This is a genomic window from Erysipelothrix larvae (genome assembly GCF_001545095.1).
Classification (GTDB): domain Bacteria; phylum Bacillota_I; class Bacilli_A; order Erysipelotrichales; family Erysipelotrichaceae; genus Erysipelothrix; species Erysipelothrix larvae.
The window spans coordinates 726748-741466 of sequence record NZ_CP013213.1 but is presented as its reverse complement, the minus strand read 5'-3'; the positions used below and the strand labels follow the sequence as shown (position 1 = coordinate 741466).

Sequence of the window (14719 nt, the reverse complement as noted above, 5' to 3'; positions counted from 1 at the left end):
ATTGATTTTATTGCATTTGCATAACAATTTTTTCAATAGATTCTTAAATATTTTATAGCTGAACAGGTTGTCCTAGAGTGTTATTATCTTAAAAAAATGACACGAGGTCATTTTTAGTGATTCAAGTGAGTAGTTCTCATGAGTCACTCACTCAAACTTTGCGTCATAATCATCGATAAGGTAAACTTTACCATTTTTTTCAGTTAAGACGACACCTATTTGAGGTTCAAAAATATAGGTAACGCCTCCATATACATATTGGACAGCCATATGATCTGATGCACGAGCCATCATTCCAACGACTTCATCCGACTTAGGACCATATAAATCAAAGGTTCCACCTTCAAGCGTATCAAATCGGACCGCTACTGTTTTAGTGTCTATTCCCATCTCTTGGGTCAAAAACAATAATGCATGAGCGTATGCCCAGCAAGAACCACCGCGATCAACTAATCCGGTATAGGCAGTCCAATATCTTTCAGGATATCCATTGATAATGTAAGTATAGACAAAACCATTGATTGTTTTAGCCATTTCAAATTTATCAGTATTCGTAGACCACCCTTGTTGCCCAATAATTTCCAATGCTTTTTCTAAAGCAGCGACGTTCTCTTCATACCGTCCACTCTTTTCACTAAAGTAAGAACGGGTTATGCGTTGTGATGAAGATGGTGTTGTATTTTGATTTGTACGGTTTGTACCTGCTGAATTGGATCCAGTCGAAGGCACTTTATTTGCTACCTCAACAACTTCCTTTTCCTTTACGACTACAGTAAACTGATCTTTCGCTTCGTTTCCGTTTTTATCAACTGCACTCACATCAACGACATAAGAGCCTGGTTTGTTTAAATCAACATCTCCAGTGAAGACTACTTCTAAATCACCATCAACACGATCGTTTGCATGGACGTCTTGTTTATAGTCAATTGTCTCACCTTGAGTTACTTCAAGATCTTTTACACCACTAATTACGGGATGTACTGTATCCATAACATTAAAGATTACTTCTTTTTCTGCATTGGATTCATTTAACGATAATCGCACACTTAAGTTCTGTTCACCTATTTTTGAAAAGGAAACTTCTGATTCAGGTTTGATTAACTCTTTATTCAGGATGTACAACACCTTAATATCATCTTCAACATCAACATCAATCAAGTCTTTCAATTGATAAGACACCCCATATTCTAAAGTATCATTCACCACATTTAGCGAAACATTTGATAGACGATGTTGTTCTTGTTCTAAAGTTTCTTGGATTCTTTGTAGCTTTTGATTTTCAATTTGATTCATGACCAAGTAGCTAGTACCCACAACCACAAGACACACGGTCACGATAATCCCGATTATTTTTGTTCTGCTCATTCGTGTTAGCATATGATGCCCTCCCCTTTTTCTCATATAATAAGCATATCTAATTTAAGTTGATTTATCACTTAATTTATCATGCGTACTAAGGGAGTGTGATTAGAATCAAAAAAACTGCCAATCAATCGATCAGCAGTCTTAATTTAAATTACTTAATAATTTCTGTTACGTTACCAGCACCAACAGTACGTCCACCTTCACGGATAGAGAATGTTGTACCTTGTTCAACAGCAATTGGAGCTCCTAATTCAACAACCATTTCAACGTTGTCACCAGGCATAACCATTTCAACACCTTCAGGTAGTTTAATAGTTCCTGTAACGTCAGTTGTACGGAAGTAGAATTGAGGACGGTAGTTCTCAACGAAAGGAGTATGACGTCCACCTTCTTCTTTAGTCAAGATATACACTTGAGCACGGAAGTTAGTATGAGGTGTCACTGATCCTGGTTTAGCAAGAACTTGTCCACGTTCGATTTCTTCACGGTTTACACCACGTAGAAGCGCACCAACGTTATCACCAGCCATAGCTGAGTCTAACATCTTGTGGAACATTTCGATTCCTGTAACAACAGTTTTACGAGTTGGGCGGATACCGATAACTTCAACTTCTTCGTTAAGTTTCAATTCTCCACGTTCAACACGTCCAGTAGCAACTGTACCACGACCTGAGATTGTGAATACGTCTTCTACTGACATTAAGAATGGTTTGTCAGTTTCACGAGCTGGTTCAGGAACAAACTCATCAACAGCAGCCATTAATTCAGTAATTTTTTCTTCCCATGCAGCATCGCCTTCAAGAGCTTTAAGCGCTGAACCGCGGATTACTGGAGCTGAATCTCCGTCATAACCATTGTCAGTCAATAGTTCGCGGATTTCCATTTCTACTAAGTCGATTAATTCTTCATCATCAACCATATCGCATTTGTTCAAGAATACTACGAAGTATGGAACACCTAATTGACGCGCAAGCAAGATGTGCTCACGTGTTTGAGGCATAGGACCATCTGTAGCAGCAACTACTAAGATAGCACCGTCCATTTGTGCAGCACCTGTGATCATGTTTTTAACGTAGTCAGCGTGCCCTGGGCAGTCAACGTGTGCGTAGTGACGTTTTTCTGTTTCGTACTCAACGTGTGAAGTACTGATTGTGATTCCACGTTCTTTTTCTTCTGGAGCTTTATCGATTTGATCATATGCAAATTTTTCAGCACCACCTGCTTTAGCTAATACAGAAGTAATTGCAGCAGTTAGAGTTGTTTTCCCGTGGTCAACGTGTCCCAATGTACCAATGTTAACGTGTGGTTTGGAACGGTCAAATTTTACTTTAGCCATAAAATGTATGTCCTCCTAAATTGAATTTTATTCAATATCTATTTTAGATTAAACTACAATTAAAATCAACAGTCAATTTAAAGACTTAATTAATTGCGTTTACGTTTTTGAATTGTTTCAGCAATGCTCTTAGGCACTTCATCGTAGTGATCAAATTGCATTGATGATTGTCCACGACCTTGTGTGAATGAACGAAGGTCTGTAGTGTACCCTGACATTTCTGAAAGTGGTACGAATGCTTTAACAGAAATTGCATTTCCACGCTCTTCTTGATCACGGATTTGTCCACGACGTGAAGAGATATCTCCCATAACAGCACCTAAGTACTCTTCTGGAGCAGTAACTTCAACAAGCATGATTGGTTCAAGGATTACTGGATCACATTTCTTCGCAGCTTCTTTAAACGCAATACTTGCAGCAACCTTATATGCCATTTCACTTGAATCGACATCGTGAGATGATCCATCAAATAATGTAGCTTTAATATCGATTGCTGGATATCCAGCCAATAGACCGTTATCTAATGCGGCTTTAACACCTTCACCTGTTGGTTTAACATATTCACGAGGAACGGTTCCCCCAACAACTGCATCGATAAATTCGAATCCTTTACCTGGATTTGGTTCAAACTTGATCCAAACGTGACCATATTGTCCACGTCCACCAGATTGGCGGATAAACTTACCTTCACAATCAGCTGCTTTGCGGATTGTTTCACGGTATGCTACTTGTGGAGCACCAACGTTTGCTTCAACCTTGAATTCACGCTTCATACGGTCAACAAGGATGTCTAAGTGCAACTCACCCATACCTGCAATGATAGTTTGTCCTGTTTCTTCGTCTGTATAAGTCTTGAACGTAGGATCTTCTTCAGCAAGTTTAGAAAGCGCAATTGCCATCTTATCTTGGTCACCTTTTGATTTAGGTTCGATTGCAACGTTGATAACTGGTTCAGGGAATACCATTGATTCAAGGATAATTGCGTTCTTTTCTTCACACAATGTATCACCTGTTGATGTTTCCTTAAGACCAACTGCAGCTGCAATTTCACCAGCGTAAACTGTGTCGATTTCTTGACGGTGGTTCGCATGCATTTGCATGATACGTCCCATACGTTCGCGTTTTTGTTTCACTGAGTTATACACAGCGGAACCTGAACCGATAAATCCTGAATATACACGGAAGTAAGTTAGACGTCCCACAAATGGGTCAGTCATTACCTTAAATGCTAGTGCTGAGAATGGCTCATCATCATTTGCATGACGTTCTGCCGGTGTTTCACCATCGAGTAGTGTTCCTTGGATTGCAGGAATATCAAGAGGTGAAGGAAGGTAATCAACAACTGCATCAAGCATTGCGATAACTCCTTTATTCTTGTAAGCTGCTCCACAAAGCACTGGGAAGAAATCACCGCTAATTACGGCTTTACGTAATGTCGCTTTAACTTCTTCAATAGAAGGTGTTTCTCCTTCAAGGATTTTCATCATGAAATCTTCATCATATTCTGCGATGAAGTCGAAGAGTAATTCACGTGCTTCAGCTACTTGATCCAAGTATTCAGCAGGAATATCTACGATATCATCTGATTTTTGTGTCACATCAGTAAATAGATGTGCTTTTTCCTCAATGATGTCAATAAGACCATCGAAGTGATCTTCAACACCAATTGGAAGTTGAATTGGTGCGGATTTAGCACCAAGACGTGTACGGATTGATTCAGCTGACATAAAGAAGTCAGCTCCTGTAGCATCCATTTTATTAACGAATACGATACGAGGAACTCCGTATTTTGTAGCTTGTCTCCAAACTGTTTCTGTTTGTGGTTCAACACCTGATTTCGCATCTAGAACAGCAACTGCGCCATCTAGTACACGAAGTGAGCGTTCAACCTCAACTGTAAAGTCAACGTGACCCGGAGTATCAATGATATTAATTCGGTGGTCATTCCATGCAGCTGTTGTAGCAGCTGAAGTGATTGTAATCCCACGTTCTTGCTCTTGTGCCATCCAGTCCATGGTAGCAGCACCGTCGTGAGTTTCTCCAATCTTATGTGTACGTCCCGTATAATACAAGATACGCTCTGTCGTTGTTGTTTTTCCAGCATCAATGTGCGCCATGATACCAATATTACGCATCATATTCAAAGAAAATTCACGTGACATAGTTCATACACCCCTTTCGTCTTGTTAATATTACCAGCGATAGTGAGCAAACGCACGGTTCGCTTCAGCCATCTTATGTACATCGTCGCGTTTCTTAACAGAAGCACCTGTTCCGTTAGATGCGTCGATAATTTCGTTCGCTAAACGTTGTTCCATAGTCTTTTCACTACGTGAACGTGAGTATTGAACGATCCAGCGAAGTCCAAGTGTCAAACGACGTTCTTGTGTTACTTCTACTGGGATTTGTAAGTTTGACCCACCTACACGGCGTGCTTTAAGTTCTAGTAATGGTAAAACATTTTCTAAAGCTTGTTCAAACACTTCCATAGGTTGGCGTCCAGTTTTTTCTTCAATGATTTCAAAAGCGTTGTATAAAATTGCTTGCGCTACACCTTTTTTCCCGTCAATCATGACTTTGTTTATTAAACGTGTAACCAATTTAGAGTTGTAAATTGGATCCGCAACAACATCGCGTTTTGGAACCGCTCCTTTTCTTGGCATAATTAGTCTCCTTTCACTCTTGTTAAATTAGTCGCGTGGTTTCTTAGTTCCGTATAAAGAACGACTTTGACGGCGGTTGTTTACACCAGCGCAGTCTAAAGTACCACGAATAATATGGTAACGTACCCCAGGTAAGTCCTTAACACGTCCACCACGAATCATAACAACACTGTGCTCTTGTAAGTTGTGCCCAATCCCAGGGATATAAGCAGTAACTTCCATACCGTTGCTCAAACGAACACGCGCATATTTACGTAACGCAGAGTTAGGTTTCTTAGGTGTCATTGTTCCAACACGAGTACAAACACCACGTTTTTGTGGGCTATTTGTTTCTGTGTATTCACGTTTGATAGTGTTCAATGAACGACCAAGAGCTGGAGATTTCGATTTGTATACTCGTTTTGATCTTCCTTTTTGCACCAATTGATTAATTGTTGGCATTAAATTTCTCCTTCCATTTTGTATATTTATGCACACAGTTCCATGTGTGCCGAACCACTCACAATATATAGGCTTCTTACGCATAAGAAACCCTTTGATATTCATAAGCTATTTAATACTACCACAACGACCCCAAAAGTCAAGTGTTTTCATAATTATTTCATTCAAGCACGACCCGATAATAGTGCAAGCGAAAAAGCGCAGATCATTGATTTTTGCTGTGATACAATAAAGGCTCGATTTATTCGAGCCATTCTATGTTAATCCTTAATCAAATACAATCAAAATTATTCGCTGGCAATCTCTTGTTCTTGATATTCTTCGCTACCCGCACCTCTAAATCCAAAGAATTTGAAGAAGTCAATTTTACCTTCTTTATGAAGTGTCACAACTATGGTTACAAAGATTGGAACACCAAATAGTCCCCAAAAGCCAAAGAGCTTCAACCCAACAAAAATCGAAATCAAGGTAGCAATCGGATGAAGTCCAATTTGGTCTCCAATTACTTTTGGTTCAAGGATATTTCTTATAATCGTAATCACAGCGTAGATTACAACTAATCCAACCCCTAAAGATACGTTCCCTGTAATCAGCGAATAAATACCCCACGGAATAAGAATTGTACCCGTACCAAGCACCGGTAATATATCTACAATTGCGATAATACCCGCAAGCATAATTGCATTTGGAATTCTTAGAATTGAAAATCCGATTGCGAGTTCAGTAAACGTAATAAAAATAATAATTGTATATGACTTAATATACTTCCCAATAAGTACTGAGAACAATTGTCCCACATCGAGTACCAATTGTTTCGTTTTTGGAGAGAGTACATTCAAACACGTATCTACAATGTTTGAGTAATCCAGTGTAAAGAAGAATGATGAGATAATTGTGATTAATAATCCAATAAATAAGTTTGGAATTGATGTCACAAGTCCCGTAATCCATGTAACGATAACACCTGACAATGACTTCGCCACTGAGATTACAGCTTGATTCATTTCTGTTAATGCAGTATCAACGATATTTGCCATTGTTGGATCAAGTTGTGTAATCCATTGTTCTGCACTTTGCGCAAGTGATGTAAACACAGGCGAAAGCGTTTTTTCATAAAAACTCTCAATTACTGGAACCATAACTTGAACATAAGCGATAAACCGTAGGGCTAACCAAAATAACACTAGCGCGATTAAGATATAGAATACAACAACAACACCGATGGCCAATAACTTCCGATTACCAAATGCACGTTTTGTATATGAAACGAGTGGTTTTACCAATGATGCAATCAAAAACCCAAATATAAATGGTAACAAGTATCCAGTCGCAAATCTAAATAAACCATACGTAATAGACAGCATTACAGCTGCATAGGCAATATTAATAAGAAACTCTTTTTTGTTTCGAACGGTCACGAATGACGCCCCCTATCTAATTAAAATACTGTATTATACAACCAATACACTACATGATTAATGGGTCAATGTAAATAGTTTTAAATCAAAGATATTGATTCCCATAATTATATGGGTTCAATCACAAATCTTGTGGGATGGCACATTCCTAACATAGGTTTTCCTACTTGCATCAATTAACTTTAAGAAGAAGTATTCATCATCAGGGTAACCATAACCTTGTCTTCGTAGAGTCTTGATTTTATTATTGATACCTTCTATTTTACCCGCAGAAATCTTAATAGTTGCATGAGCGATGATTCCTTCAAAGTGATTGTCTAAGAGTCGTCCAAACCATTGAAAGTGTTTGTTTTTTGTAGCTTGACAGATTTCGACAATTGAACTGATTTCATCTGCCATTTTACTCTCATCATTAAGGGTGTATGCGTAGCGCAATTTCTCTTTTACCACATCCAGTGTGAAGATTAATGCATTCTCTTTCAATAGTTCATCGTAACGTACTTCATGACCTTCTTTACGCGTAATGTTGGGTATATTAAATAAAGAACTGCCTTCCTTGATAATCTTTCCATTTCTGGCTTCATTGTCTTTTCTAATGAGCGTTTCTCGTGATGACATTAAGATGTATCTTGTCTTCTTAAGTGCCGCAGCAGCCTCTATATTCCCTTCATTCTTCAAACGATTTTGCTCATCCTTGCGAACCTCGTTGATGACCTTATCATTAAAGTTTTTGATGATATGAAAATGATCAAATACAACTTGGATGTGTTCGCATTTTTCTTCAAACGCTTCTTGGTAATTTGAGTTCATATCGCATGCAACAGCTTCAACGTGATCCATCCACTTTAGGCCAACATGCTCTATAAAATCATAGACGACTTGCTTCTTCTTTCCGTGTGCAATCCATAAAATGTGACCCGTTTCCATATCGATAATATGGGTTGCATACTTATGTCCATCATGGAGTTTAAACTCATCAATGCCTAGGTATCGTGTGTAGTCCTCTGGTTTCTTTAGTACCTCGCCATCAATTGTATAGAGTTCTTTCAAGCGTTTGAGGTCGATGGCTTTAACAGTGTTTTTCCCTAATCCTGTAATCTCAGCGACTTGCTTGAGGGTATATGTTCCAATACTGAGTAGGTCTCTTGTATAGTTTTCAAGTTCAATAGTAATAAAGTGGTTTTCAGCCTTAAACGGTACACTCTGCATCTTTGAATTCCTACAAGAAACACAATAGAATTGGGGTCTATCAAAACGAACATGCATCAGTGTTGCACCAATACTTAAATGCCTTAGTGTGCACGGTTTACGATTGTTTATATGCATCACCTTACCACAACCGCTGCATACTTTATCTGTTTCTTGAACTTCTAAAATACCATGCATGCAATAAGCATCTCTTTGGGATCTTGTTGTTTCGATTGTGGTGTTGGTGTTATGAAATCCACGGAGTGTATTAGGGATTAAGAAATGATTTAAACATAGTTCTTGTGATTGGGTTAGTGTCTGTGTATAATTCATGTATGGACCTTCCTGTTTGTTTATTCTGCAAAATAAATTCTACAGTAAGGTCTTTTTTCATTCAAGTTGTTATTATTTTACAAATGTCATTCACAGGCAATCCCACATAAAAAGTGATTGACCCATTATATGAGATACTTTCACACATAAACTCGATACATTTTGAGTTGATCGCATCAATAAATTTAAATCAATCTCCTAGTATTATTAGTGTTTCAAAAGTGGAACTTAACTTTTCACATTACAAAATTATTTTTTTTGAGATTTCATCTTGCTTTATATCTCTGACTATGTTTAAATAGATAAGCAAAGCAACGGAAGAACCTTCTCCTAAAGCTTGATGCACTTCATTTTTTGAAAAAAAGCTGCTTGCTTTTTACCCCCATAAGTATGAACCTTCAGTCCTAAACATTATTTAAAAAATGTGTAAAAAAGTATTGATTCAAGTCAGTTCTTATGGTAGTATGTAATAGCGCTAAAAAAAGTGGCGAAACAACGTTGGAGATGTACTCAAGTGGCTGAAGAGGTGCCCCTGCTAAGGGTATAGGCCGGGTGACTGGCGCGGGAGTTCAAATCTCCCCATCTCCGCCATTCTAATTTGCTTCGTATTAAAACATGGTCTAGTGGTGTAGTGGTTAACATGCCTGCCTGTCACGCAGGAGATCGCGGGTTCGAGTCCCGTCTAGACCGCCATTTATGCGAGTGTGGTACAATGGTAGCACACGACCTTGCCATGGTTGAGACGGGGGTTCGATTCCCCTCACTCGCTCCAAGAAATTCACTTACTTCAATGGAAACATTAAGTACATTTATAAATACGATAAGAGCTCAGGCTCTTTTTTTTATATAGGTAAAGGTGTGGGATTTGCACACCTTTAAGTTATTAATCGTTTAACGTTGTTTTATAATGAAGTCCCCATTCCCAAAGTACATCATGGACTGATTTCAAACTATACCCCGTTTCTGTAAGAGAATACTCCACACGTGGGGGTACTTCAGCATAAACTTTTCGATTTACAAGTCCACTTTCTTCCATGGCTCGAAGATGTTGCGTCAAGACTTTTTGAGAAATACCATTGAGTGACTTTTTCAGTTCACCAAATCGTTTTGTTCCCAAGAGTAATTCTCTTACTATCAACAGTTTCCATCGATCGCCCATTAAAAGTAGCGATGTTTCTACTGGACAATCTGGAAGGTCTTTTAGGTCAATCATATTTTAATCTCCTTTAATAAACCAATGGTTTCAATATAGCGCCTATAGCACTTTAGAGTGCCTACTATACAAATGATACTAATGAGTATGTTATAAGTTTAGAGAACAAAATATAGAAGTCTCTCACAAAAGGAGTGAATTAAAAATGAGAATTGGAGTTATTGGAGCAAATGGGAAAGCGGGATCGTTAATTGTTCAAGAAGCGGTATCTCGAGGACATGATGTCACATCAATTATTAGACAGGGACAAGCAGCCAAAGGTACTGTCTTACTCAAGAAAGACTTATTTGATTTAACCCTATGAAGATATCAAATCATTTGATGTCATTGTCGATGCATTTGGAGCATGGACTCAAGAAACAATTCCACTGCATGTGAGTTCAGTGGACCACCTTTGCAATATATTAAGCAGCCATGACAATCGTTTACTTATAGTAGGCGGGGCTGGCAGTCTTTTTGTAGATCCAGATCATACGATATTACTAAAGGATACACCGGATTTCCCAGAAGCATTTATGCCATTTGCAAATGCACAGGGTGAAGCATTGGAACATCTTAAAACCAGAACTGATGTACAGTGGACCTTCTTAAGCCCAGCCGCCGATTTTTAAACCTGACGGACTTAGAACTGGTTCTTATAAACTCGGGCAAGATCAACTTACTTTAAGTAAAAGTGGTGACTCTCACATTAGTTATGCAGACTATGCAATTGCGATGGTTGATGATGCAGAAAATGGGCACTATATTGGAAAACGATTTAGTGTAGTGAGTGTTTAGGCATTACCCATCTTTAAAGACGAGAACCTGAATTCTCCTTTTTTCATGGGAACATCCCTTGATTACCTAACTGATATGCACAGTTTTTTAATATAGAGATTACTTATCTTGCTTCTATATTATTAAGAAGGCTTCCATTATCTGACTCACAATCACATGTACAGTATTTTTAACTGGTTTCATTTATTTAAAGCCTTTTATGTCTATGTTATAATACGTTTTGTAAGGAAGAGGATGTAAGGGATGAAAATATTATTTGCAACAACGAATAAGGCGAAAATACGCTATTATGCTCATAAACTCAAAGAATATGGTGTTGATATTCTGACCTTATCGGATATAGGATTAAGTATTGATGTTGAAGAAACAGGGAAAACTCCCCTGGAAAATGCAATCATAAAAGCTAAGACTTATGCTAAAGCAAGTCAGTATCCTACAATTTCTTTAGATGATGGCTTATTCTTTGATACCCTTCCGGATATGCTTCAACCCAATACGCATGTAAGAAGAGTCCATGGTCGCTATCTGAATGACGAAGAAATGATTGAACACTATATTGGTCTTGTAAATCAATACGGATCCGATGGAAAACTATTCGGATATTTTTTAAAGGGAGTTGCCTTGTCGTATGGTGAGACACTGCTTACATTTGAGAAAAAAACACCGCGTTGTTTCACGAATCAAAGAAGTCCGATTATTGATGAGGGGTATCCCCTTGCCTCCATTCAAATGATCCCTGAATTCAATAAGTTTAAATCAGAGCTTTCTGATGAAGAAGAGATGCTTTCGATGGATGTCGAACAAAAAGAATTGTTTGATTTTATGATTCAATCAATTCAACGCTTATAAATACGTGCTTATCAAGCACTTTTTATTTACCCAACAAGTATCAAAAAGACAACCGTCAAGGTTGTCTTTGATGTATTAATCTAAGTCTTCTCCGTTAGAAGCAATTACTTTCTTATACCAATTAAATGATTTCTTTGGCGTACGTTTGTATGTTCCGTTTCCTTGATCATCGCGGTCTACATACACAAATCCATAACGCTTGCTCATTTCACCTGTTGAAGCAGATACAAGGTCAATTGGACCCCACATTGTGTATCCAAGAAGATCAACACCATCAATGCTCACTGCATCGCGCATTGCGGCAATGTGATCACGCATATAGCTGATACGGTAATCATCTTCAACATAACCATTTGCATCTGGTTTATCTACTGCACCCAATCCGTTTTCAACAACAAACAATGGTTTTTGATAGCGATCATACAATGCATTCATCGTAATTCTGAATCCAAGAGGGTCAATTTGCCATCCCCATTCGCTTGCACCAAGGTATGGATTTTTTAGTGATTCAAACATATTGCCTTTTGCTTTTGCAGTATGCTCAGGATCCACTGAAGTTACCTTTGATGAGTAGTATGAGAATGAAATAAAGTCTACTGTATTATTTGCAAGAAGTTCTTTATCTTCTTCAGTAATATCAATGTGAATGCCTTTTAATTCAAAGTCACGAAGTGCATAGTTTGGATACACGCCACGTGCTTGTACATCAACAAAGAAATAGTTTGAACGATCTTTCTTATAAGCATCCCATACGTCATTAGGGTTTGGTGTAAATGCATAGGTTGATCCAGCAGCTAACATACATCCTACCATGATTTCAGGATCAATTTCGTGTGCAATCTTTGTTGCAAGTGCACTCGCAACAAGTTCATGGTGAATTGATTGATACAATTGTTGTTGCTTGTCTTCACCTTCAGTGATTTCAAGACCTGCTCCCATAAACGGAGCATGTAAGATAATGTTAATTTCATTGAATGTCAACCAGTATTTTACCAAGCCTTTGTAGCGTGTGAACAATACTCGCACAAGTCTTTCATAGAATGTAATTAACTGACGATTTTTCCATCCACCATATTCTTTTGTAAGGTGAAGTGGGCAGTCAAAGTGAGTAATCGTTACAAGTGGTTCAATCCCATATTTTTTACACTCTTTGAACACATCTTCATAGAATTTTAACCCTGCTTCATTGGGTTGTGTTTCATCACCATTTGGGAAAATACGTGACCAAGCAATTGAGAGTCTGAATACACCAAATCCCATCTCAGCATATAATTTAATATCTTCTTTATAATTTTCGTAGAAACGAACGCCTTCTTGAGCTGGATAGTAATAACCATCCATAAATCCGTCTACATGTTTAACACCCATTGCGATTGGCCAACGATCTTGACCATGAGGAATGACATCAACGTTTGCAAGTCCACGACCATCAACGTTATATGCACCTTCATATTGGTTAGCGGCAGTCGCGCCACCCCATAAAAAACCTTTAGGAAATCCCATAGTAATTACCTCCATATTAACGTGTTCATTATACCGCATAATTTGACCTTTATTGAGAATATGGTATTTATTTTCACTGAATGCACTGATGCTTTCCCCAAAATCATGATAAAATACAGTATATAGAAATTTATACTGTTACTTATTTTCATTGGAGGCATTTATGAATTCACCCTTTATCTACTCAAACGACAACAAACGCTATCATACTTACAATTACTATACCCGACAAAAGTATGGTTCAAAAGTATATAAAGTTTGCATTGATGCTGGATTTTCATGTCCCAACCGCGATGGAACCGTTGGTTATGGAGGGTGTAACTTTTGCTCAGAACGCGGGTCTGGAGATATGATTCCAGATACCGAGAATATCGAACTTCAAATACAGGGTGGATTTGAAATTATGAACCGAAAATGGAACGGTGCACAAGCGATTGCTTACTTTCAATCCTATTCCAACACCCACGCACCCCTTCATGCACTAAAAAAACTCTACACCCCCTACTTCTTTGATGATCGCTTTATTTCCATCGATATCGCGACACGCTCAGATTGTCTTGACCAAGAAAAGATTGCGTTCTTTAAATCAATGAGCGTTCATAAGGAAGTAACCTTTGAGATTGGTCTTCAATCAATCCATCATCAAACGGGGCTTTGGATGAATCGAGGGCATGATTTAAACAGTGTTGTTGAGTGTGTTAACGCACTCAAAGAAGCAAATATTCCAGTATGTCTGCACATAATCAATGGATTCCCCAATGAAAGTGTTGAGATGATGCTCGAAACGGCGCGCTTTTGTGCTTCATTGAAGCCTGAAATGATAAAAATACATATGTTACATGTCATTAAAGACACCCCTTTAGGTCAAAGTTATCTCCAAGAACCATTTGATATCATCGACCAAGAAACTTATGTTGATCTTGTGATTGCGCAATTGGAATTGTTACCTCCCGAAACTGTGATTGCTCGCTTAACGGGTGATGGTGTTTTGGACGATGTTTTAGCACCCTTATGGACTTTAAAGAAAGTCTCTGTATTAAATGATATTGATAAAGAAATGGCAAGAAGAAATACCGTGCAAGGAAGGCTTTACAAACCCACATCTATATAAAAAGGCATCGGATTAAGCAAACACTTTTATCCGATACCTTTTTTTCATGATTCAAAGACTACGCCTTCTGTTATATCGATGGCAGGGTCTAAACTTCGCACCACGGTACAAAACCTAGGAATTTGATGTGAAAGTTTTTCAACTTTTGCCTTATTTTCTTCAGAAACACTGAGATATATTGCGACATCAATTTTACTCGTTTTATTCGTGTCAGGATCTGTTTCCCCTGAACATTCTATGCGATTCAGTTTATAGTCAATGCGATTGGCTTCCAATAAGTTTTTAATTACTAATCCATTGCATCCTGCAACTGCATAAAGCAATAAATCAAGGGGTGTTGTATCTCCACCTTTAATGATTGTATCAGCAATCGAATGATTAAGACCTGTTTCTGTTTCATCCATCACAATTTTATATTTTCCCATACTATCATTGGTTCTATCGTATTCTCGATAAAACACTCCTTTCTAACATCATAATAACACATTCACCTAAAAAAAGCAGACTCTTTAACACGTCTGC

General features: G+C 38.1%; 14 protein-coding genes and 3 tRNA genes. 7 read left to right on the top strand and 10 right to left on the bottom strand.

The annotated features are described in order from the left end of the window. Positions 1-147: 147 nt before the first annotated feature. The 7 genes from AOC36_RS03380 to AOC36_RS03350 all read right to left on the bottom strand — a co-directional run bounded on the left by AOC36_RS03380 (position 148) and on the right by AOC36_RS03350 (position 8744). Positions 148-1377, bottom strand: coding sequence for an immunoglobulin-like domain-containing protein (locus tag AOC36_RS03380; RefSeq protein ID WP_067631460.1), 1230 nt, complete (start codon positions 1375-1377; stop codon positions 148-150). A 139-nt stretch (positions 1378-1516) separates the two neighbouring features. Then, positions 1517-2701: an elongation factor Tu gene (gene tuf / locus AOC36_RS03375; protein ID WP_067631459.1), complete on the bottom strand. Its 1185-nt coding sequence runs from the start codon at positions 2699-2701 to the stop codon at positions 1517-1519. 89 nt (positions 2702-2790) lie between these two features. Next, positions 2791-4863 carry an elongation factor G gene (gene fusA / locus AOC36_RS03370; RefSeq protein WP_067631458.1) on the bottom strand — a complete coding sequence of 691 codons (2073 nt, stop codon included), beginning with the start codon at positions 4861-4863 and terminating at the stop codon, positions 2791-2793. A 30-nt stretch (positions 4864-4893) separates the two neighbouring features. Then, on the bottom strand, positions 4894-5364 hold the full coding sequence (gene rpsG, locus AOC36_RS03365) for a 30S ribosomal protein S7 (protein WP_067631457.1): 471 nt from the start codon (positions 5362-5364) through the stop codon (positions 4894-4896). A 27-nt stretch (positions 5365-5391) separates the two neighbouring features. Beyond that, positions 5392-5805: a 30S ribosomal protein S12 gene (rpsL, locus tag AOC36_RS03360; protein ID WP_067631455.1), complete on the bottom strand. Its 414-nt coding sequence runs from the start codon at positions 5803-5805 to the stop codon at positions 5392-5394. 287 nt (positions 5806-6092) lie between these two features. After that, entirely contained in the window at positions 6093-7223 is a 1131-nt protein-coding gene (ytvI, locus tag AOC36_RS03355) for a sporulation integral membrane protein YtvI (RefSeq protein ID WP_067631454.1), read from the bottom strand. Between the two features lie 117 nt (positions 7224-7340). After that, the gene (locus AOC36_RS03350; RefSeq protein ID WP_078055020.1) at positions 7341-8744 is read right to left on the bottom strand and encodes an ISL3 family transposase; all 1404 of its coding nucleotides are present in this window, start codon (positions 8742-8744) and stop codon (positions 7341-7343) included. A gap of 500 nt (positions 8745-9244) precedes the next feature. Between AOC36_RS03350 and AOC36_RS03345 the strand changes: the two genes are divergently transcribed. The 3 genes from AOC36_RS03345 (at position 9245) to AOC36_RS03335 (ending at position 9516) form a co-directional block, all read left to right on the top strand. Continuing rightward, positions 9245-9335: transfer RNA gene (locus tag AOC36_RS03345), tRNA-Ser, on the top strand. 26 nt (positions 9336-9361) lie between these two features. Further along, positions 9362-9437 (top strand) — tRNA-Asp (locus AOC36_RS03340). 5 nt (positions 9438-9442) lie between these two features. Next, positions 9443-9516: transfer RNA gene (locus AOC36_RS03335), tRNA-Gly, on the top strand. Between the two features lie 111 nt (positions 9517-9627). Here the strand turns inward: AOC36_RS03335 and AOC36_RS03330 are convergent. Continuing rightward, positions 9628-9957, bottom strand: coding sequence for a winged helix-turn-helix transcriptional regulator (locus AOC36_RS03330; RefSeq protein ID WP_067631453.1), 330 nt, complete (start codon positions 9955-9957; stop codon positions 9628-9630). 145 nt (positions 9958-10102) lie between these two features. On the opposite strand from AOC36_RS03330, the gene AOC36_RS12320 reads away from it, so the two are divergent. From AOC36_RS12320 to AOC36_RS03320, 3 genes are all read left to right on the top strand, one after another. Then, positions 10103-10261 (top strand): NAD(P)-dependent oxidoreductase, encoded by a 159-nt coding sequence (locus AOC36_RS12320; protein ID WP_198401202.1) that lies wholly within the window; start codon positions 10103-10105, stop codon positions 10259-10261. Between the two features lie 70 nt (positions 10262-10331). Beyond that, entirely contained in the window at positions 10332-10568 is a 237-nt protein-coding gene (locus tag AOC36_RS12315; protein WP_198401201.1) for an NAD(P)-dependent oxidoreductase, read from the top strand. Positions 10569-10977: 409 nt separating this feature from the next. Beyond that, positions 10978-11583 (top strand): non-canonical purine NTP pyrophosphatase, encoded by a 606-nt coding sequence (locus AOC36_RS03320; protein WP_067631451.1) that lies wholly within the window; start codon positions 10978-10980, stop codon positions 11581-11583. Between the two features lie 75 nt (positions 11584-11658). Here the strand turns inward: AOC36_RS03320 and AOC36_RS03315 are convergent, their stop codons facing one another. Further along, positions 11659-13086: a 6-phospho-beta-glucosidase gene (locus AOC36_RS03315; RefSeq protein WP_067631450.1), complete on the bottom strand. Its 1428-nt coding sequence runs from the start codon at positions 13084-13086 to the stop codon at positions 11659-11661. Positions 13087-13249: 163 nt separating this feature from the next. On the opposite strand from AOC36_RS03315, the gene mnmL reads away from it, so the two are divergent. Further along, positions 13250-14197 carry a tRNA modification radical SAM protein MnmL/YtqA gene (mnmL, locus tag AOC36_RS03310; protein ID WP_067631449.1) on the top strand — a complete coding sequence of 316 codons (948 nt, stop codon included), beginning with the start codon at positions 13250-13252 and terminating at the stop codon, positions 14195-14197. A gap of 44 nt (positions 14198-14241) precedes the next feature. On the opposite strand, the gene AOC36_RS03305 is transcribed toward mnmL, so the two are convergent. Next, the gene (locus tag AOC36_RS03305) at positions 14242-14622 is read right to left on the bottom strand and encodes an OsmC family protein (protein ID WP_067631448.1); all 381 of its coding nucleotides are present in this window, start codon (positions 14620-14622) and stop codon (positions 14242-14244) included. Positions 14623-14719: the final 97 nt, after the last annotated feature.

What these genes read in the sequence shown, in the direction of transcription:
- AOC36_RS03380 (WP_067631460.1), bottom strand. Translation starts at nt 1,377, where the DNA reads ATGCTAACACGAATGAGCAGAACAAAAATAATCGGGATTATCGTGACC.
- tuf (WP_067631459.1), bottom strand. Translation starts at nt 2,701, where the DNA reads ATGGCTAAAGTAAAATTTGACCGTTCCAAACCACACGTTAACATTGGT.
- fusA (WP_067631458.1), bottom strand. Translation starts at nt 4,863, where the DNA reads ATGTCACGTGAATTTTCTTTGAATATGATGCGTAATATTGGTATCATG.
- rpsG (WP_067631457.1), bottom strand. Translation starts at nt 5,364, where the DNA reads ATGCCAAGAAAAGGAGCGGTTCCAAAACGCGATGTTGTTGCGGATCCA.
- rpsL (WP_067631455.1), bottom strand. Translation starts at nt 5,805, where the DNA reads ATGCCAACAATTAATCAATTGGTGCAAAAAGGAAGATCAAAACGAGTA.
- AOC36_RS03350 (WP_078055020.1), bottom strand. Translation starts at nt 8,744, where the DNA reads ATGAATTATACACAGACACTAACCCAATCACAAGAACTATGTTTAAAT.
- AOC36_RS03330 (WP_067631453.1), bottom strand. Translation starts at nt 9,957, where the DNA reads ATGATTGACCTAAAAGACCTTCCAGATTGTCCAGTAGAAACATCGCTA.
- AOC36_RS12320 (WP_198401202.1), top strand. Translation starts at nt 10,103, where the DNA reads ATGAGAATTGGAGTTATTGGAGCAAATGGGAAAGCGGGATCGTTAATT.
- AOC36_RS03320 (WP_067631451.1), top strand. Translation starts at nt 10,978, where the DNA reads ATGAAAATATTATTTGCAACAACGAATAAGGCGAAAATACGCTATTAT.
- AOC36_RS03315 (WP_067631450.1), bottom strand. Translation starts at nt 13,086, where the DNA reads ATGGGATTTCCTAAAGGTTTTTTATGGGGTGGCGCGACTGCCGCTAAC.
- mnmL (WP_067631449.1), top strand. Translation starts at nt 13,250, where the DNA reads ATGAATTCACCCTTTATCTACTCAAACGACAACAAACGCTATCATACT.
- AOC36_RS03305 (WP_067631448.1), bottom strand. Translation starts at nt 14,622, where the DNA reads ATGGGAAAATATAAAATTGTGATGGATGAAACAGAAACAGGTCTTAAT.